14 protein-coding genes are annotated in these 17,869 nt (G+C 74.4%); 1 reads left to right on the top strand and 13 read right to left on the bottom strand.

The features are described 5' to 3' along the window. From shc to ACN28A_RS32695, 7 genes are all read right to left on the bottom strand, one after another. A complete protein-coding gene (gene shc / locus ACN28A_RS32665) occupies window positions 1–2,052 on the bottom strand; it encodes a squalene--hopene cyclase (protein ID WP_421401959.1) in 2,052 nt (683 codons plus the stop codon). Beyond that, window positions 2,052–3,101, bottom strand: coding sequence for a polyprenyl synthetase family protein (locus tag ACN28A_RS32670; RefSeq protein ID WP_421401961.1), 1,050 nt, complete (start codon window positions 3,099–3,101; stop codon window positions 2,052–2,054). Before ACN28A_RS32670 ends, shc begins: the two co-directional genes overlap by 1 nt. A 22-nt stretch (window positions 3,102–3,123) precedes the next feature. After that, window positions 3,124–4,473 (bottom strand): hydroxysqualene dehydroxylase HpnE, encoded by a 1,350-nt coding sequence (gene hpnE, locus ACN28A_RS32675; RefSeq protein ID WP_421401963.1) that lies wholly within the window; start codon window positions 4,471–4,473, stop codon window positions 3,124–3,126. Then, on the bottom strand, window positions 4,470–5,348 hold the full coding sequence (locus ACN28A_RS32680; protein ID WP_421401966.1) for a phytoene/squalene synthase family protein: 879 nt from the start codon (window positions 5,346–5,348) through the stop codon (window positions 4,470–4,472). The genes hpnE and ACN28A_RS32680 overlap by 4 nt, the downstream gene beginning before the upstream one ends. Beyond that, window positions 5,345–6,274 carry a squalene synthase HpnC gene (hpnC, locus tag ACN28A_RS32685; RefSeq protein WP_421401968.1) on the bottom strand — a complete coding sequence of 310 codons (930 nt, stop codon included), beginning with the start codon at window positions 6,272–6,274 and terminating at the stop codon, window positions 5,345–5,347. The genes ACN28A_RS32680 and hpnC overlap by 4 nt, the downstream gene beginning before the upstream one ends. Before the next feature lie 230 nt (window positions 6,275–6,504). Continuing rightward, window positions 6,505–7,347: a DMT family transporter gene (locus ACN28A_RS32690; RefSeq protein WP_421401970.1), complete on the bottom strand. Its 843-nt coding sequence runs from the start codon at window positions 7,345–7,347 to the stop codon at window positions 6,505–6,507. A 144-nt stretch (window positions 7,348–7,491) separates the two neighbouring features. Next, the gene (locus ACN28A_RS32695) at window positions 7,492–8,871 is read right to left on the bottom strand and encodes a glycosyltransferase (protein ID WP_421401972.1); all 1,380 of its coding nucleotides are present in this window, start codon (window positions 8,869–8,871) and stop codon (window positions 7,492–7,494) included. A 329-nt stretch (window positions 8,872–9,200) separates the two neighbouring features. Here ACN28A_RS32695 and ACN28A_RS32700 point away from each other — a divergent pair, with 329 nt between their 5' ends. Beyond that, window positions 9,201–10,454 carry a glycosyltransferase gene (locus ACN28A_RS32700; RefSeq protein WP_421401975.1) on the top strand — a complete coding sequence of 418 codons (1,254 nt, stop codon included), beginning with the start codon at window positions 9,201–9,203 and terminating at the stop codon, window positions 10,452–10,454. A gap of 193 nt (window positions 10,455–10,647) precedes the next feature. Here the strand turns inward: ACN28A_RS32700 and ACN28A_RS32705 are convergent, their stop codons facing one another. From ACN28A_RS32705 to ACN28A_RS32730, 6 genes are read right to left on the bottom strand one after another with little or no spacing between them, the layout of a single operon-like run. Continuing rightward, entirely contained in the window at window positions 10,648–11,964 is a 1,317-nt protein-coding gene (locus ACN28A_RS32705) for an ABC transporter substrate-binding protein (protein WP_421401977.1), read from the bottom strand. Between the two features lie 47 nt (window positions 11,965–12,011). Beyond that, window positions 12,012–13,139, bottom strand: a complete 1,128-nt coding sequence (locus ACN28A_RS32710; protein ID WP_421401980.1) for a branched-chain amino acid ABC transporter permease — start codon at window positions 13,137–13,139, stop codon at window positions 12,012–12,014. Beyond that, entirely contained in the window at window positions 13,136–14,026 is an 891-nt protein-coding gene (locus ACN28A_RS32715) for a branched-chain amino acid ABC transporter permease (protein ID WP_421401982.1), read from the bottom strand. The genes ACN28A_RS32710 and ACN28A_RS32715 overlap by 4 nt, the downstream gene beginning before the upstream one ends. After that, window positions 14,023–16,032: an AMP-dependent synthetase/ligase gene (locus tag ACN28A_RS32720; protein ID WP_421401984.1), complete on the bottom strand. Its 2,010-nt coding sequence runs from the start codon at window positions 16,030–16,032 to the stop codon at window positions 14,023–14,025. The genes ACN28A_RS32715 and ACN28A_RS32720 overlap by 4 nt, the downstream gene beginning before the upstream one ends. Then, window positions 16,029–17,012, bottom strand: a complete 984-nt coding sequence (locus ACN28A_RS32725; protein WP_421401987.1) for an ABC transporter ATP-binding protein — start codon at window positions 17,010–17,012, stop codon at window positions 16,029–16,031. The genes ACN28A_RS32720 and ACN28A_RS32725 overlap by 4 nt, the downstream gene beginning before the upstream one ends. Continuing rightward, window positions 17,009–17,797, bottom strand: coding sequence for an ABC transporter ATP-binding protein (locus ACN28A_RS32730; protein WP_421401989.1), 789 nt, complete (start codon window positions 17,795–17,797; stop codon window positions 17,009–17,011). The genes ACN28A_RS32725 and ACN28A_RS32730 overlap by 4 nt, the downstream gene beginning before the upstream one ends. Window positions 17,798–17,869 lie beyond the last annotated feature (72 nt).

Here is a 17,869-nt window from a genome sequence, read left to right on the forward strand (position 1 = left end):
TCAACTGGGCGCTCCGGGCTCGGTACCTGACCGGGCCGCCTCGCCCGGCCCGGGTAGCCCGGCGACGTCAGCAGGCTCGCGCAGCCCGGCGACGTCGGCCGGATCGTGCAGCAGCCGGCCGAGCGCGCTGACCGGGAACACCAGCCGGTACAGGTGGTAGTTGATGTAGAAGTCGCCGGGGAAGCCGGTGCCGGTGTACTGCGGCTCGTCCCAGCCCCCGTCCGGCCGCTGGGTACGGACCAGCCAGTCCACCCCGCGCCGGATCGACGCCGAGTCGCCGGAGCGGGCGGCGTGCAGGGCCAGCAGCGCCCACGCGGTCTGCGAGGCGGTCGAGGCGCCCTTCCCGCGCCAGGCCGGGTCGCGGTAGGAACGCATGTCCTCGCCCCAGCCGCCGTCGGCGTTCTGCCGCCGGTGCAGCCAGCAGAGCGCCCGGACGATCCTCGGGTCGTCCCGGCGTACCCCGGCGGCGACCAGCGCCGGAACGACCGCGCCGGTGCCGTAGACGTGGTTGGCCCCCCAGCGGCCGAACCAGGATCCGTCCGCCTCCTGGTGGCGCAGCAGCCAGGCCACCCCCCGGCGGACCGGGATCGACCCGGCCAGCCCCTCCGCGCAGAGCGCCTCCACCACGTGCGCGGTGACGTCCGCACTCGGCGGGTCGATCACCTCGCCGAAGTCGCAGAACGGCAGGTCGCGGGCGATCCCCCGGGTGTTGTCGGCGTCGAACGCCGCCCAGCCGCCGTCGGCGGACTGCATCCCGCACAACCAGCGGACGCCGCGTTCCATCGCCGGCCGCATGGCCGGCGGGGCACCGGCCCGGCGCAGCGCCAGCAGCACCTCGGCGGTGTCGTCGGTGTCCGGGTAGCCGTCGTTGTCGAACTCGAACGCCCAGCCGCCCGGTGCGAGCCGGGGCCGGCGGACCGACCAGTCGCCGGGCACCCGGACCTCCTCGGCGAGCAGCCAGTCGGCGGCGGTGGCCAGCGCCGGATGCTCCGCCGGCAGCCCGGCGTCGGCGAGCGCCACCACCGCCAGCGCGGTGTCCCAGACCGGGGACTGGCACGCCTCCAGCCGGCGTACCGGGCCGGCCGGGGTCTCCTCCCGGACGGTGAACCGCTCCAGCCCGGCCAGCCCGCTGCGCAGCACCGGATGGGAGAGCGGATAGCCGAGCAGGTGCAGCGCGATCAGCGAATAGACCCAGGGTGGTTGGATGCCGCCCCAGGAGCCGTCCGCCTCCTGCCGGGCCACGATCCACTCGGCCGCCCGGCGCAGCGCGTTGCGGCGTACCGGGCCGACGGGGTGGCGCTCGTAGCCGCGTAGTACACCGTCCAGGCGGTGCATCCAGCGCGTCCTGCCGGTCGCCGTCGCCCGCTCCGCCGGCAGCCCGGTACGCAGCTCGCCGAGGGAGAAGCCGAGCGGGCGTACCGGGCACAGGGAGCGGACCACCGCCAGCGGCACGATTGTCTGCCGGGCCCAGCAGGCGAAGTCGTAGACGTTCAGCGGAAACCACGACGGCAGCAGAACCACCTCGGGCGGGATCGCCGGCAGCCGCTGCCACGGCCACTCTCCGAACAGCGCCAACCAGAGGCGGGTGAAGACCCGGCTCCGCTCGATCCCGCCGTGCGCGAGTACGAACTCCCGGGCCCGGCACATGTGCTCGGCCTCCGGCGGGTCACCGGCGAGCCGCAGCGCCGCGTACGCCTCGATGGTGGTGGAGAGGTCGCCCGGCCCGCCGTGGAAGGTCGCCCAGGCACCGTCCGCGCCCTGCTTCGACCGGATCCACCGGGCCGTCGGCGCGGTCTCCAGCTCGGTACGGATGCCCAGGAACTCCCGCAGCAGCAGGTCCTCGGCCTCCATCGTCACGTTCGTCTCCAGCTCGCCCTGCCACCAGCCGCCCGGCTGCTGGCGGGCCAGCAGCAGGTCCCGGGCCCGCTCCAGGGCCGCCGCGACGGACGAGAGGGTCCCCCGCCGGGCGTCCGCCGGGCGGACGGTGCCTCCGGCCGGCCCCTCGGGCGCGAGGGTCTGGCTGCCGTCGTCGGTGGAGAGTGTCGAGGCCATCAGTGGTCCCGTCCCGTCATGAAGTGCGCGACCGCCACCAGGTCGGCGTGCACGCCGGAGCGGCCCCCGGCCGTGCCGGACTCAGCCAACCGGTCCAGCTCGGCCAGCGCCTCGATTTCGGCCAGCGCCTCGGTGAGCAGCCGGTCGGCCTGCTTCTCGGTCCAGTCCCGGGCGCCGGTCTCCTCGATCAGCGTGGCAGCCAGGCCCAGGTCGGCGTCGGAGAGTTCGTCCGGCCGGGCGTACAGGTCGGCGAGCTGCTCCCCGGCGGGACCGCCCGAGGTGAGGGCCCGGACCACCGGCACGGACTTCTTCCGGGCCCGCAGGTCGGCCAGCACCGGCTTGCCGGTCACCGCCGGCTCACCCCAGATGCCGAGCAGGTCGTCCACGAGCTGGAAGGCCAGGCCGAGCCGTTCGCCGTACCGGGCCAGGCCGTCGACGAGCGCCGCCGGTGCGCCGCAGAGCACCGCCCCGAGGGTCGCGGAGCAGGAGAGCAGCGCGGCCGTCTTGTCCCGGGCCATCGACAGACACTCGTCGAGCGTGACGTCGGAACGGGACTCGAACGCCACGTCGGCCGCCTGGCCGGCGATCAGCCGGCGTACCGCCGTGTGCATCGTGGTCAGTCCGGCCCGGACGTCCAGGTCGGGGTCGTCGGCGAGTACCTCGTCGGCGAGGCTGAGCATGGCGTCCCCGGCCAGGATCGCCGGCCCGACCCCGAACGCCGCCCAGGCCGTCGGCCGGTGCCGCCGCTCCCGGTCGCCGTCGATCACGTCGTCGTGCAGCAGCGAGAAGTTGTGCACCAGCTCCACCGCGACCGCCGCCGGCAGGCCCCGGCGTACCGGCTGGCCGGCGGCCTGGGCGGAGAGCAGCGCCAGCGCCGGTCGCAACCCCTTGCCGCCCCGGCCGGCGGGCTCACCGGAGGCGTCCCAGTAGCCGAGCTGGTAGCCGGCGACCAGCCGGGTACGCTCGTCGATCCGTTCCAGCGCCGCCCGGATCTCGGGCTGGACGAGTTCGTCCACCTGGGCGAGGGCGCTGGGCAGCATCACGGTCATGTCGTCTCCTCGCTGCGCTCGGTCATGCCGGTGCCTCCGCCGAATTCGATGTCGACCCGAGGTGGCCGAGCACCACGTCGGCGGCGCGGTGGCCGCTGCGTACCGCGCCCTCCATCGTGTCCGGCCAGCCGGTGTCGGTCCACGCGCCGGCCAGGGCCAGCCCCGGTGCCCGGGTCCGGGCCGGCGGCCGGGCGCTGCGGGACCCCGGCCCCTGCCGGAACGTCGCCCGGGGCTCCCGGGTCACGAACGCGTCCCGGACCCGGGTCCGCCGGGCCGCCGGGAAGAGTTCGGCAAGCGCGGTCAGGTGGGTCCGCACCAGGTCGCTCGCCCGGACCGCGAGGACCTGCTCGGCGGCGGAGATGGAGACCACCAGGTACTGCCCGGAGCCGCCCGACGGGGTCCGGTCGAAGACCCACTGCACCGGGGTGTCCAGCCCGGCCGCGAACTCCAGCTCGGTGACCCGCTGCTGGTAGTGCACGTGCACGTTGACGATCGGCGCGGCACCGAGGCGGGCCCAGCGCGCCCGGTCCGGAGCGGCCTCGGCCGGCACCAGCCGGGCCGCCTGCGGATGCGGCACGGCGAGTACCACCGCGTCGGCAGTCAGCTCGACGCCGTCCCCGGTGACCTGGAACCGGCCGCCGTCCGGACGGATCTGCTGGACGCGCACCCCGGTCCGGACCGTCGCACCGCGTCGCCGGAGCAGTACGGCAGCCGGGGCACCGTGCAGGTCGGCGAGTGGCGCGGTCGGCCGGCCGATGTCGGCCGCGTCGGCCCGGTCGAGCAGGCCGGTCCGGAACACCCGGGCGGCCAGCGCCAGCGAGGCCCGCTCCGGCGGAGCGTTCAGGGCGGCGGTGCAGATCAGTTCCCAGAGCCGGGCGACGGTCGGCGCGTCCTGCCCGTGCGCGGCCAGCCAGGCGCCGAAGCTGACCCGGTCGGCGGCCGGGTCGTCCGGCTCGATCCGGCGCAGCGCCGCCGCCGCCCGGACCGCCGCCAGCCGTTGGCCGACCCGCAGCGGGCGGTAGCCGAGCAGCGCCGGCAGCAGGTGGGCCGGAGCCGGCAGCCGGCGGTTGCGGGCCAGTACGTGCGGCGGCCCGCCGACCCGGACGATCGGCACCGCGAAGCCGTCCTGCACGGCCGCCCGGTCGGCGCTGCCGAGCCGGACGAGCAGGTCCCGGTACTGCTGGTAGCAGCGGAGGAAGACGTGCTGCCCGGTGTCCACGGTCAGCTCGCCGCGCCGGAACGAGTAGGTGGCGCCGCCGAGCGCCGGACGGCCCTCCACCAGGGTGACCCGGTGCCCGGCGTCCAGTAGCCGCACCGCGGCGGCGATGCCGGCCAGTCCACCCCCGACCACGCAGACCCCCCCGTCGGTCACGACGCGCTCCGGGTCATCGCCCGCGCCGCGACGTACGCCTTCTCCCAGCCGGGCAGCGAGATCCGCTGCCGGGTCGCCGCCAGCGGGTCGGCCACCATCCGGGCCAGCAGCCGGTGGTAGATGCCGGCCATCGCCGCCACGCAGGCCGCGCTGCGCCGGTCCAGCAGGGGCAACAGGCGCAGCCCGGTCTGGTAGTACCGCTCGGCCCGGCGGGCCTGCCAGCGGACCAGTCCGGCGAGCCGGTCCGGCGGGTCGGTGAGCCCGCCGTCCGGACCGAGTTCCAGGGTGCAGCCGAACCGCTCCAGGTCCCGGCGGGGCAGGTAGGTCCGGCCGGCGGCAGCGTCCTCCACGATGTCCCGCAGGATGTTCGTCAGTTGCAGCGCGATGCCCAGCGTGTCGGCGAGTTCGGCGGCCGCCGCCCGGTCCACCGAGGGGCGCAGCGCGAAGACGCCGAGCGAGAGCCGGCCGATCGACCCGGCGACACAGCGGCAGTAGCCGACCAGTTCCTCGAAGGTCTCGTAGTCGACGCCCCGGACGTCCGCCACGCAGCCGTCGACCAGCTCGTCGAAGGCGGCCACCGGGATCGGCAGCCGGGCCGCGGCGTCGGCCAGGGCGACGAGTACCGGGTCGCCGCCGGTCTCCGGCAGCCGGTGCAGGGCCGCCCGGACCTGGTCGAGCCGGGCCAGCTTGGTGGCGGCGGGCAGGTCCCCGTCGCCGATGTCGTCGATGCGGCGGGCGACCGCGTACACCGCGCAGAGCGCGGCGCGTCGGTCGGGGCGGAGCAGCCGGATCCCGTACGAGAAGTTGCGGGCCTGGCTGCGGGTCACCCGGGCGCACTCCCGGTAGGCGCGCTCCAGCCCGGCGTCGGCGGTCATCCGCGCGCCCCGCTCGGGTGCAGCGCGACCCGGAACGGCCGGTACGACCGCAGCCACGCGGCGGCGACGCCGGCCCGGGTCGGCTTCGGCGGGCCGGGCAGCGGGTCGTGGTCGGCCCGAGCCAGGGCGGCGAGCGCGGCCCGGCCACCGGCGAGGTAGCCGCCGACCGCCAGCCGGGCCCAGCCGTGCAGGTCGCCGACGAGTGGCGCACCCGCGTCGAGCAGGTCGGTGGCCCGCCGTGCCTGGCGCCGGACCACCGCGCGGAGCCGGTCGCCGGCCCGGGGCGCGTCCAGGTCCTCCTCGGCCACCCCGGCCGCCGCCAACTCCTCGGTCGGCAGGTAGATCCGGCCCCGGCGGCGGTCCTCGGCGACGTCCTGGAGGTGCTCGACCACCTGCAACGCGGTGCAGATCCGGTCGGAGAGCCGGATCCGGTCCGGCGAGGCGGCACCGAAGACGTGCAGCACCAGTTCGCCGACCGGGTCGGCGGAGTAATGGCAGTAGTCGACCAGGGCGCCGAAGGTCGGGTAGCGGTTCACCACCTGGTCGCGGCGGTTCGCCTCGATCAGCCGCAGCAGCGGGTCGACCGGCAGCCGGCAGTCGACGACGGTGGGCGCCAGCCGGACCAGCACCGGATGCCGGGGCAGCCGACCGTGGTAGAGGGCGCGTACCTCCCGGTCGAACCGGTCCAGCCCGGCGAGCCGGGCCGCCGGTGTCTCGTCCCGCCCGGAGGCGTCCGGCTCGTCGCCGAGGTCGTCGACGTACCGGGCGTACCCGTAGAGGGCGAGCAGGTGCCGGCGGATCCGGGCCGGCAGGACGCGGAGCGCGACCGGGAAGTTCTCGCCGGCCAGTACGGTGTCCGGCTGCCGCCGCCCACCCGGCCGGTCCGCGGACGGATGGTCGGAGGCATCGTCGGTCAGATGAAGCACGCTGCCGCCTCTCGCGAGGTCCAGTCGGCTCAGCGGGGCCGCGCCAGACCGCCGCGCCGGATCGGTCGTAACCCACCACTCGCGCTCAGTAATCTTCACCGAGAGTACCGAAATTCCCACGCTGGGCGGTGCGGCCTGCCGAATTCCTCTCGGCGTGTTCGACGGCCCGTGTCGGGGTGGCCCCGACCGGGCCGACCAGCACGGAGAGCCGATCGTCACCGGTCGGCGTGTCATCTTGACCGGGTACGCCGGGCCATCCAGATGCCGATCACCATCGCCGCCACGGCGACCAGGCCGAGGAGGAGCCGGGGCCCCTCCAGGGAGAGTTTCTCCTCGAAGGCGAAGACTCCGATCAACACGCCGCCGAACGGGTCGAGCAGGGCGATCGCGGTGAGCGGTGCGGCGATCGGGCCACCCTGGAACGCGTTCTGGTTCAAGGTCAACGCGGTGCCGCCGACCAGGACGAGGGCGTAGACGTGCCAGTCGGTGAAGATCTCGCCCGGCTGCTCCGGCAGTTTCTCGATCACGGTCTTGACCAGGGCGGCCGCCATCGCGTAGAGCAGTCCGGTGGCGATGCCGAGCATCAGTCCCCGGGTCGCGTCCTGGGTGCGCCAGGCCACCAGCAGGCAGATGGTGACAAGCGCGCCGACCGCCGCGCCGACCGCGGCCCAGGCCCATGTCTTCGGCTCCGCCACCCCGCCGCGCGGGTTGGCGGCGAGCAGGAATCCGGTCAGCCCGATCACCCCCAGCAGTACCACCAGGATGTCCCGGCGGTGCGGCCGGCGCCGCTCGATCGCCGCCTCCAGCGGTATCGCCATGAAGAGGCCGCTTACCAGCAGCGGTTCGACCAGGGCGAGTGCGCCGAACCGCAGCGCCAGCGCCTGGAGCACGGTGCCGAACGCGTCCGCGGTCGAGCCGAACAGCCACAGCCGCCGGTGCAGCAGCCGGATCAGCAGCCGCGGGTCGATGGTCCGGGTCGGCCGTTCACGTTTGGCGGCCTGCTGCTCCAGCACCGAACTCACCGCGAAGAAGCCGGCCGAGGCGAGTCCGAGCGCGATGGCGATGCCGTTCACCGGGTCGTACCTTTCGGATCGGCCCGCCGGACCGGCCTGGTGCCGAGCCACCCGGGCGGCGTCCCCAGGACGGATCGCACGGCAGGAGGCCGGATCGGCACCTCAGCCTTGCCGGTCCGGACGGCAGGAGACCGGATCGGCACCTCAGCCTTGCCGGTCCGGACGGTTCCCCGGGCGACTGCCGTCGGTCCGGGGTCGGTCCGCACCGATCCGGAGTCTCGCCACGCCGGCCCGCAGCCCCACCCACCGGGTCAGCGTCCGGCGGGACGGCACGGCGGCCACCCCCGCCGGGACCTCGGCGGGCAGCTCCGGACCGACCGGCACCGTCCGCCCGGCGAGCCCGACCGGGCCGCCGGGCGTCGGCGGACCGTAGCCGGCCGGAGCCGTCACCGTCGCCGCTTCGGTCGGTGCGCCGCCCCGGGCGACGTCGGCGACCACCGCCGCCGGATCGGTCTCGAACAGGGCCAGCCCGGCGGCCCGCTGCCGCTCGCCGACCGTACCCTCGGCCAACTCGACCAGGGTGGGCCCCAGGTCGGCGGCCCGGCGCACCCAGCTCGCCACCATGGCCCGGGCCATGGTGGCCGCGTTCGCCCGGCCGTGCCCGGGGATCGGTCGGTAGGTGGCGACCGGCAGGCCACAGGCCATCGCCTCGAGTGCGGTCAGCCCACCCGCGTTCTCCACCAGCACGTCGGCGGCGCGCAGCAGCTCCGGCATGTCGTCGACCCAGCCGAAGACGTGCCCGGTGCCGCGCCGGCTCAACCTGCGGAACAGCGCCTCGTTCCGCCCGCAGACCACCACCGGCACCGCCACACCGGTACGCGCGATCTCGGCCGCCGTCCGCGCCACCGCGCCCACCCCCCAGGAGCCGGCGACCAGCAGGGCGAGCCGGGCGTCGACGGGCAGCCCCAGGCGTTCCCGGGCGCGCCGCTTCTCCGCCGCGGAGCCCGGACGGAAACCGGCCGAGACCAACCGGCCGGCCACCCGGACCTCACCGGCACCGAGCGCCCTGGCCTCGGCCCGGGTGGTGCGGTGCGCCGCGCAGTGCACGTCGATGCCGGGCGAGACCCAGATCGGGTTCACCGCGAAGTCGGTCAGATAGGTGATCACCGGTACGGCGAGCCGCCCCTCCCGGCGCAGCGGCCCGACGATCTGGCTGACCACCGGGTACGTGGAGACCACCGCCCGGGTGTCCGGGGGCAGCGTCCGGAGTACCCGGGACCACACCGGTCGCAGCAGTGCCCGGGTGATCGGTGCGGCCCGGCTGAAGTTGCCGCCGATCGCGAAGAGCAGCCCGTAGATCCACGGCAGCCGGCTCAGCATCCCGTGGTAGGTGCCGCGCAGCAGCCGGCCCAGTCCCCAGGGGAAGATGTCGGCCAGGTCCACACACTCCGCCAGCAGGCCACGGTCGCGCAGCCGGCCGGCGAGTTCCCGGCTCGCGCCGTCGTGCCCGGCTCCCGCGCTGGCGTAGATGATCACCACGCGCGGACGCCGCTCACCGAGCCGGCTGGCAGACGGCTCGGACACCTCCCCGCGGTTCGCGTCGTACCGTCCGGATCTGAACGTCATCCGGCCATCTACCCGCAGGAGGTGCGAAGAATCCTCGAAGCGCCGTACTGCTTCGTCCACGGCCGGGAGCGGACCAGCTCGCCGGGCCCGCTTCCGGACAACCGGCCCGGCCCGACGCCGGTACGGACGTAGACTCCGGGTACCCCGCGACGGCCGGCCGACACCCGCTCCCGTGCCGGGTCGGGGTCGACGGACGACTCGGGTGCGGCACACGGCCCGGTCGGGTGCCGGGTCGCGGCCGGCCCGCCGCCTCCGCACCGACAGCCCCGGCCCGGCGGGAGGGCGCCATGCGGGTCCTGATCGTCACCGCCGGTTCGCTCGGTGACGTCGCGCCCTACACCGGCCTCGGTGCCCGGCTGCGGGCCGCCGGGCACCGGGTGACGATCGCCGCCCCGGCGGCCTACGCGGGCCTGGTTTCCGGAGCGGGCCTGGAGTTCCGGCCGATCGGCGGGGACCTGGCCGCGCTCCGGGCCGGCACCGCCGAACGCCGTCCCGGGTGGTCGGTTCCGGGCGCCCCCGGACTGCTCGACTTCGTCCGGCTCGGCCGCCGGTTCGTCGGCGAACTCGGCACCGGCATCGTGACCGCGGCCGGCACAGGGACCGACGTCCTCCTGCTGTCCAGCACGACCGCGTCGCTGGGCTACTCGGTGGCGCAGTACCACGACATCCCGTGCCTCGGGGTCTTCCTCCAGCCGACCGCACCCACCCGGGCGTTCCCGCCGGTCGTGCTCGGGGTGCGCACGCTCGGCGGCTGGGGGAACCGGCTCGCCGGGTGGCTCGGCCGCAGGCTCGCCGACCGGGTCTACGCCGACGCCTCCCGCCGGCTGCGTGCCCGGCTCGGTCTGCCGCCGGTCGGCCTCGGCCGGCTGGAGCGGCTGGCCACCGCCGACGGCTGGACGGTGCTGCACGGGTTCAGCCCGGCCGTGCTGCCCCGGCCACCCGACTGGCCGGCCGGGCTGGAGGTGGTCGGCTACTGGTGGCCGGTGAGCCGGGCCGGCTGGCGTCCGCCGGGCGAACTGGTCGACTTCCTCGCCGCCGGCCCGCCGCCGGTCTACGTCGGCTTCGGCAGCCTCACCGACACCGGGGACGGACTGCACGCCCTGGTCGTCGGCGCGCTGCGCCGGGCCGGGGTACGCGGGGTGTTGCAGGGACGCCCCGGTGCCGGCGTGGGCCCGGACCGGGAGGGGGACGTGCTCACCGTCGGGGACGTACCGCACGACTGGCTCTTCCCCCGGATGGCCGCGCTGGTCCACCACGCCGGCTGCGGCACCACCGGGGCCGGCCTGCGGGCCGGGGTGCCGGCGGTGCCGGTGCCGGTCCTCGCCGACCAGCCCTTCTGGGCGGCCCGGTTGGCCGCCGTCGGCGCCGCACCCGGAGTGCTGCCGCTGCGCCGGCTCGACGAGGCCGGGCTGGCCGACGCGATCCGGGCCGCGGTGACCGAACCGGGCCTGCGGCGCCGGGCCCGCCGCCTCGCCGACCGGCTGGCCACCGAGGACGGCGCCGGCGCGGTGGTGGCCGCGGTCGACCGGCTGGCCCGTTGACCGGCCGACCGCGGCTGCTCACCCCCTCCCCGGCCCACCCCGGAATCCCGGTCGGTCGGCCGGTCCCACGGTCACGACCCGATCTCGACCGCGGACGCGACTCCGGACACGACCGCGGACGCGACCGCGACCCCCACCGCAGACGCGGACGCGACCGCGACCCCCACCGCAGACACGACCGCGACCGCGACCGTCAGAGCTTCTCGTAGCAGGGCCGGTCCAGGTTGTACGCCTGCGCGGTCGGGCCGGCGGTCAACGGCCGCACCTGGACCACCCCGGTCGGGGCGGCCCGGTCCGGCCGGTACACCGCGGAGACCCGCACGGCACCGTCAGCCGGCCCGGCGGCGTAGTTGCCGGCACCGGCCGGCAGCATGCCCTCGTAGTCGACCGAGGTCAGCGACTTCACGGCGGCCAGCAGCCCGGCCCGGGTCAGGTCACCGTCGGCCACCGCCCTGGTCAGCGCCGCCTTCAGCGGATACGACCAGACCCAGCCGGCGGTGTACCCGTCGTTCGGGGTGATCTCGCCGAGTGCCTCGCGCAGCGCCCGGTGCCCGGGGGTGTCGCTGCCCCACGCGTCCCAGGGCGCGGTCTGCTCGTAGCGGGCCAGCAGGGCGGGCGCGGCGGCACTCTGCAACAGGGCCGGGTTCCAGGTCGGGCTGGTGCCGATGAACCGGCCGGTGAAGCCCCGGGCGGCGGCCTGGCCGACGATCGCCGCCGCGTCGGCCGGTCCCATGGTAAGGATCACCAGGTCCGGCCGGCCGGAGAGGACCGCCTGGATCGCACCGGCCTGCTTGTCCGCGCCGGAGTCGGTCTTCACCGCCGTGAAGCTCATCCCGAGGCTCTGCGCGGCGAGCTTGGCGCCGGCCGCCGCGTCGTCGCCGTAGTCGCCGGCCAGGTGCACCGCCAGCACCGACTTCACCCCGTGCGCCTCCCGCGCGTAGTCGAGCGCGTTCATCGACTCCAGGCAGTAGTTGGCGCCGGACTCGACGATCACGTCCTCGAAGGCGTACGCCGAGGTCCAGGCGGCCGGCGCCGCGACCACGTTGCTCGCCTTCATGTCGGCCAGGATCGCGGCGGTGGTCGGCGAGCCGAGGGTCTGGGCCAGGGCCAGCACGTTCGGCTTCATCTCCTGGTACACCTGGTTGTGCGTCTGCGGGTTGTACTTGTTGTCCCGGATCCACCGGGTCACGTCGACCTCGTAGTCGCCGATCCCGCCGGCGGTGTTCACCCGCTTCCAGAACGCCTTCTGTGCGTCGGTGATCGGCACCGCCAGCGCCCGGAACGGTCCCTCGGTCAGGTCGGAGATGATGCCGAGGTAGATGCATCCCTTGTTCCGGTCCACCGCCTCCGGGCAGGGTTCGGCGGTGACCCCGACGTCGGTCTTCACCCCGGAGGCGTCGGTCTCGGTGTCCCCGCCGCGACAGGCGGCGGATGCGGCGCAGAGCAGCAGGGCGACGGTCGCGGCGGCGATCCGGCGCGGTGCGGGTCCGGACGGTCTGTTCCTTCCCATGGCTACCTCGCAGGTCGGTGGGAGCAGCGGCAACAGGAGAACGGCGGTCAGTAGGAGAACGGCCAGGTTTTCCAGTAGTTGCGGACCCGTATCCAGATGCCGAACAGGCCCCGGGGCTCGAAGATGAGGAAGACGACCAGGAGTACGCCGTAGAGGATCGTCTCCACCTGGAAGACGTTCGGTACCTCGTTCGGCTGGGCGTTCAGGAACGGCAGCCACGCCTGTAGTTCCCGGATGAACCGGGGCAGCAGGGTGAGGAAGAACGCCCCGGCGATCGCGCCGGAGATCGTGCCCGCACCTCCGATCAGCACCATCGCGATGTACTGCACCGACAGCAGCAGGCTGAACGAGCCCGGGTCGAAGAACCCGGTGATCGTGTAGAGCAGTGCACCCGCGCAGCCGGCGTACGCCGACGAGACGGCGAAGGCGATCGTCTTGTAGCGGGCCAGGTTCACCCCGATCACCCCGGCCGCGATGTCCCGGTCCCGGATCGCGGTGAACGCCCGTCCCACCTTCGAGCGGGCCAGGTTGGCGGCGGCCAGCGCGAAGCCGAGCAGGAGCAGCAGCATCAGCCAGTAGAGCTTCTGGTCCCGGGTGCCGAGCGGACCGGTGACGGCGATCGGCCGGCCGAAGAACTCAAGGGTGGCCGCCGGCCGGCCGACGCCGGCACCGCCGGTCAGCGCCGACCACTCGCTGAACACGTGCTGTCCGATGAAGACCAGGCCGAGGGTGACGATCGCCAGGTAGAGCCCGCGCAACCGGGTGGCCAGCGGGGCGACCAGCACCCCGGCCAGCCCGGCGACCAGACCGGCGGCAGGCAACCAGACCAGGATGTCGGTGACCCCGAAACCGATCACCCGGCCGTCCGGGTCGCCGGAGATCGCCGCCGCCGTGTACGCGCCGACGGCGAGAAAGAACGCGTGCCCCAGCGAGACCTGCCCGGCGTAGCCGGTGACCAGCCCCAGCCCGATCGCCCCGATCGCCGCCACGCAGCCCAGCGCCAGCAGTTGCAGCACCTCGTCGGTGAGCAGGAGCGGCAGGGCGAGAGCGACGGCGAGCAGCCCGGCCATCGCCATCCGCTTCGTCGGGGTGTCGAACAGGGCCAGTTCGTCGGCGTACGAGGTGTGCAACCCGGGTCGCCCGCGCGGTCGGGTACGCCTGCCGGTGGTCCTCAAACCCGTTCCACCTCCCGGGTGCCGAACAGCCCGTACGGGCGGACCAGCAGGACCAGCAGCATCAGCACGTACGGGCTGATCACCGAGACGTTGCCGCCGAGCCAGGGCGCGTGCTGCTGGTAGGTGGCGGCGAGTTCCTGGATCGTCCCGACCGCCAGTCCGCCGACCACCGCACCGGGCAGCGAGTCGAGTCCGCCGAGGATGATCACCGGCAGGGCGGTCAGCGCGACCAGCCAGAGCGCACCGTCGACGCTGGCTCCGGCGGCGGCGAAGGTGCCGGCCACCGCCGCCAGCCCGCCGGCCAGCGCCCAGGACAGCGCGAACACCGCACCGACCGAGACGCCCTGGGCCAGTGCCGCCTCCTGGTCGTACGCGGCGGCCCGCATCGCCAGCCCCATCCGGGTGTACCGGAAGAAGGCGAAGAGTCCGGCGACCAGCACACCGGTGGCGAGCAGTGCCGCGAGGTGCCGCTGTTGCATGTCGATCCCGGTGCCGGGCAGCGGCACGGTACGCAGCCCCCACGGGTCGCCGACGTGCCGGACGTCCAGCCCGATGAACCCGTTGACCACCACCCGGACGGCGACGTCCACCCCGAGGGTGATGATGGCGACCGTGAACGCCGGCCGGCCGACCATCGGGCGGACAGCCACCCGTTCCACCCCGAGCGCCAGCCCCGCGGTTCCGACGGCGGCGACCGGCAGCGCGAGCCAGAAGCCGAGCGGACCGGCCAGGTAGGTGACGAGTACCGCGCCGGCCAGCATGAAGGCCGGCTGGGCGAAACTGATCACCCTGGTGGCCTTGTAGACGATAACGAACCCGAGGGCCAGCAGGGCGTAGACGCTGCCGGTGCCGAGCCCGCGCAGCAGGCTCTCGGCCAGCTCAGTCATCTGGCCACCTCCCCGGGACGGGACGTCGCCGGGCCGGGCTGCGTCGAGCCGGGCTGCGTCGAGCCGGTCGGGCGCGCGGCGCCGGTGTACAGCTCGTCGATCAGGTCGGCGAAACGGTCGGCGACGGCGGCCCGGCGCACCTTCTGGGTGGCGGTCAGCTCGCCGTCGTCGTGGTCGAGTTCCTTGGGCAGCAGGGTGAACCGCCGGACCTGCTCGACCGGGGCCCGTCCCGCGTTCACCGCCGCGACCAGCCCCTCGACGAGGGCCCGGACCTCGGGCTTGCCGGCCAGGTCCCGATAGGTGGTGTACGCCAGCCCCCGGCGCTGCGCCCACTCCCCCACCGTCTCCAGCTCGATCCCGATCAGCGCCGTCAGGTACGGCCGGCGGTCGCCGACCAGGACCGCCTCCTTGACGTACGGCGACGTCTTGAGGGCGTTCTCGATGTCGGAGGGGGCGACGTTCTTGCCACCCGCGGTGATCATGATGTCCCTGGCCCGGTCGGTGATCCGCACGTGGGTGCCGTCGACCCACTCGCCGATGTCGCCGGTGCGCAGCCAGCCCTCCGGGTCGAGCGCCGCCGCCGTCGCCGCCGGATCGCGGTAGTAGCCGGCGAAGACGCCCGGATGCCGGGTCAGGATCTCCCCGGTCGACTCGTCGATCCGCAGCTCGACGCCGGGGTGCGGTTCGCCGACCGTGCCGAGCCGGACCCGGCCCGGCCGGTTTCCGGTGGCCACGGCGGTGTTCTCGGTCATCCCGTACACCTCGTGCATCCGCACGCCGATGCCCATGAAGAAGCGCAGCACGTCCGGGGCGATCGGAGCGGCACCGGAGGCGGCGTACCGGACCCGGCGCATCCCGATCCGCACCCGCAGCGCCCGGTAGCAGCAGAGCCAGCCGAGCGCGTACCCGAGCCGGGTGCCGACGGTGTGCCGCCCGCCGGTCCGGACCAGCGTGCCGGCGATCCGGTCGGCGACCGTCAGCCAGAGCCGGGCGTTCCACCCCTTGGCCGGGGAGGCGTTGGCCAGCCGGATGGTCACGCCGGCCAGGATCTTCTCCCAGATCCGGGGTACGCCGAACAGGATCGTCGGCTGCACCTCGCGCAGGTTCGCCTGCACGGTGTCGATCGACTCGGCGAACGCCACCTGCACCCCGGCACCGGCGTTGAACCAGGTGGTGAAGATCCGTTCCGCGACATGGCAGAGCGGCAGGTACGACAGCAGCAGGTCGTACGGCCCCGGTGGTGGATCGGTGAAGCCGCCGCCGTCGACGAGCGTCCGGATCGCGAAGTCCACGTTGCCGACGCTGAGCATCGCCCCCTTCGGCGGGCCGGTGGTGCCGGAGGTGTAGATCAGCGTGGCCACGTCCTCGGCGGTCGCCGACGCCATCCGGGCGGCGACCGCGCCGGGCTCGGCCGCCCGGTGCTCGGCGCCGACCGCCAGCAGCTCGTCCCAGCCGAGCAGCGCGGGATGCTGGTAGCGGCGCCGGATGCCGCGCGGTTCGAGATAGACGATCCGCTCCAGCTCCGGGCAGTCGCTGAGCACTGCCAGCGCCTTGTCGACCTGCTCCTGGTCCTCCGCGACCAGCACCCGGGCACCGGAGTGCCGGAGCAGGTAGCCGACCTCCGGGGCCGGATTGGTCGGGTAGAGCCCGACCGTCGCCGCCCGCAGCGCCACGGTCGCCACGTCGGTGAAGAGCCACTCCCGACGGTTCTCGGCGTGGATCGCCACCCGGTCGCCCGGCTGTACGCCGAGCGCCAGCAGCCCGTGCGCAACGGTCTGCACGGTGTCCCAGTAGCCGGCCCAGGTGACCTCCTGCCAGATGCCCCGGTCCTTCTCCCGCATCGCCACCGCGTCCGGACTTTCCCGGGCACGGTCGCGGACCCGTACCGCGAGGGTGCGGACCGGCTCCGCACCTGCCGGCAGCTCCGCCGCCGGGCCGCCCGGGCCGACACCCACCGAGCCGACGCCGCTCGCGGTGCCGGCGGCGGTCGCGGCCGACTCGGTCATCGCGGCTCCTCCCGTCGAGCCAGGTCCCCCGGCTGCCCACCGTCCCCCGACCGCGCTTCGCCGTCCCACCGCGCTTCACCGCTGGACCGCGCTTCACCGCCGGACCGCGCCTCACCGCCGGACCGCGCCTCACCGCCGGACCGTGCGGACGGCCTTCCCTCCGCCACTGGCGGGTTCGCGCCGAGGTAGGCGCGCACGACGTCCGGATTGTGCGGGATCTCCGCCGGGGTGCCGGTCGCGACCACCTGGCCGAAGTCGACCACCAGCACCCGGTCGGCCAGGTCCATCACCAGGCCCATGTCGTGCTCGACCAGCACGATCGGGATGTCCAGTTCGTCGCGGACGTCGAGGACGAACCGGGCCATGTCCTCGGTCTCCTCCAGGTTCATCCCGGCGACCGGTTCGTCCAGCAGCAGCAGTTTCGGTTCCATCGCCAGGGCCCGGCCCAGCTCGACCCGCTTCTGCACCCCGTACGGCAGCAGACCGACCGGCATCCGCCGCCAGCGTTCCAGTTCGAGGAAGTCCACGATCTCCTCGACCGCGGCCCGGTTGGCGATCTCGGCCCGGCGTGCCCGCCCGAACCAGCCGATCGCGGCGAGCGGTCCGTAGCCGATGTGGTGGTGCCGGCCGAGCAGCAGGTTGTCCAGCACGGTGAGGTTGCCGAAGAGTTCGACGTTCTGGAAGGTCCGGGCCATCCCGAGCGCTGCGATGGCGTGCGGCCGGCGCCCGACCAGGTCCACTCCGTCGAAGACGACCCGACCGGTCTGCGGCCGGTAGACGCCGGAGAGGACGTTGAAGATGGAGGTCTTGCCCGAGCCGTTCGGTCCGATGATGGCGAAGAGTTCGTGCCGGCCGACCGTGAAGCTCACCCCGTCGATGGCGCGTACGCCCGCGAAGTGCAGCCGGACGTCCTCGAACCACAGGATCGGGTCCGCGCCGTCCCGCCCGGTCGCGGAGCCGGCCGGCGCCGTCGCCGTCACGACAACCACCGCTTGCGCCGCCGGTAGTGCTTGACCTCCCGGAACGACCGCCGGCCAGCGGCGGCGGCACCGAGACCGAGATAGAACTCCCGGATGTCGTCGTCGGCCAGCAGGTCGGCGGCGGGCTTGTCCAGCACCACCTGCCCGGTCTCCAGCACGTAGCCGTGGGTGGCCAGCGAGAGCGCCATCGTGGCGTTCTGCTCGACCAGCAGCACTCCGGCACCTGTCGCGTTGACCGCCGTGATCAGTTCCCGGACCTGGTCGACCAGTCGGGGTGCCAGACCGAGGCTGGGCTCGTCCAGCAGCAGGTAGCGCGGCTGGGCCATGAGCGCGCGGCCCATCGCGAGCATCTGCTGCTCGCCGCCGGAGAGGTATCCGGCGGCGTCCCGGCGGCGCCGGGCCAGCACCGGGAAGAGCCCGAAGACGTGGTCCAGCCGGGCGGGGATCTGCCGGTACGCCGTGTGGCCGCCGAGCCGCAGGTTCTCCTCGACGGTCAGCTCGGCGAAGATCCGGCGGCCCTCCATCACCTGGCAGACGCCCCGCCGGACCACGGCGGCCGGTCGCAGCCGGTGGATCGGTTCCCCGTCGAGCGTGACGGTGCCCTTGGTGACCGCGCCGTCGTGCACGTCGAGCAGGCCGCTGATCGCCCGCAGCAGGGTGGTCTTGCCGGCGCCGTTCGCGCCGAGCAGTGCGACGATCCCGCCGGGCGGTACGGCGAGACTCACCCCGCGCAGCACCAGCATCACGTCGTCGTAGACGACCTCGAGATTGCGCACCTGCAGCATCCGGGAACCCCCGGCTTCCGGTTGTGGCGCGGCTCACAAAGTTACCGGACATTAACCAGGGCGCAACGTTCC

Origin of the sequence: Plantactinospora sp. WMMB782 (genome assembly GCF_049179135.1) — a bacterium.
Taxonomy (GTDB): Bacteria; Actinomycetota; Actinomycetes; order Mycobacteriales; family Micromonosporaceae; genus Plantactinospora.

What these genes read in the sequence shown, in the direction of transcription:
- ACN28A_RS32680 (WP_421401966.1), bottom strand. Translation starts at nt 5,348, where the DNA reads ATGACCGCCGACGCCGGGCTGGAGCGCGCCTACCGGGAGTGCGCCCGG.
- ACN28A_RS32670 (WP_421401961.1), bottom strand. Translation starts at nt 3,101, where the DNA reads ATGACCGTGATGCTGCCCAGCGCCCTCGCCCAGGTGGACGAACTCGTC.
- shc (WP_421401959.1), bottom strand. Translation starts at nt 2,052, where the DNA reads ATGGCCTCGACACTCTCCACCGACGACGGCAGCCAGACCCTCGCGCCC.
- ACN28A_RS32700 (WP_421401975.1), top strand. Translation starts at nt 9,201, where the DNA reads ATGCGGGTCCTGATCGTCACCGCCGGTTCGCTCGGTGACGTCGCGCCC.
- ACN28A_RS32730 (WP_421401989.1), bottom strand. Translation starts at nt 17,797, where the DNA reads ATGCTGCAGGTGCGCAATCTCGAGGTCGTCTACGACGACGTGATGCTG.
- ACN28A_RS32715 (WP_421401982.1), bottom strand. Translation starts at nt 14,026, where the DNA reads ATGACTGAGCTGGCCGAGAGCCTGCTGCGCGGGCTCGGCACCGGCAGC.
- ACN28A_RS32720 (WP_421401984.1), bottom strand. Translation starts at nt 16,032, where the DNA reads ATGACCGAGTCGGCCGCGACCGCCGCCGGCACCGCGAGCGGCGTCGGC.
- ACN28A_RS32705 (WP_421401977.1), bottom strand. Translation starts at nt 11,964, where the DNA reads ATGGGAAGGAACAGACCGTCCGGACCCGCACCGCGCCGGATCGCCGCC.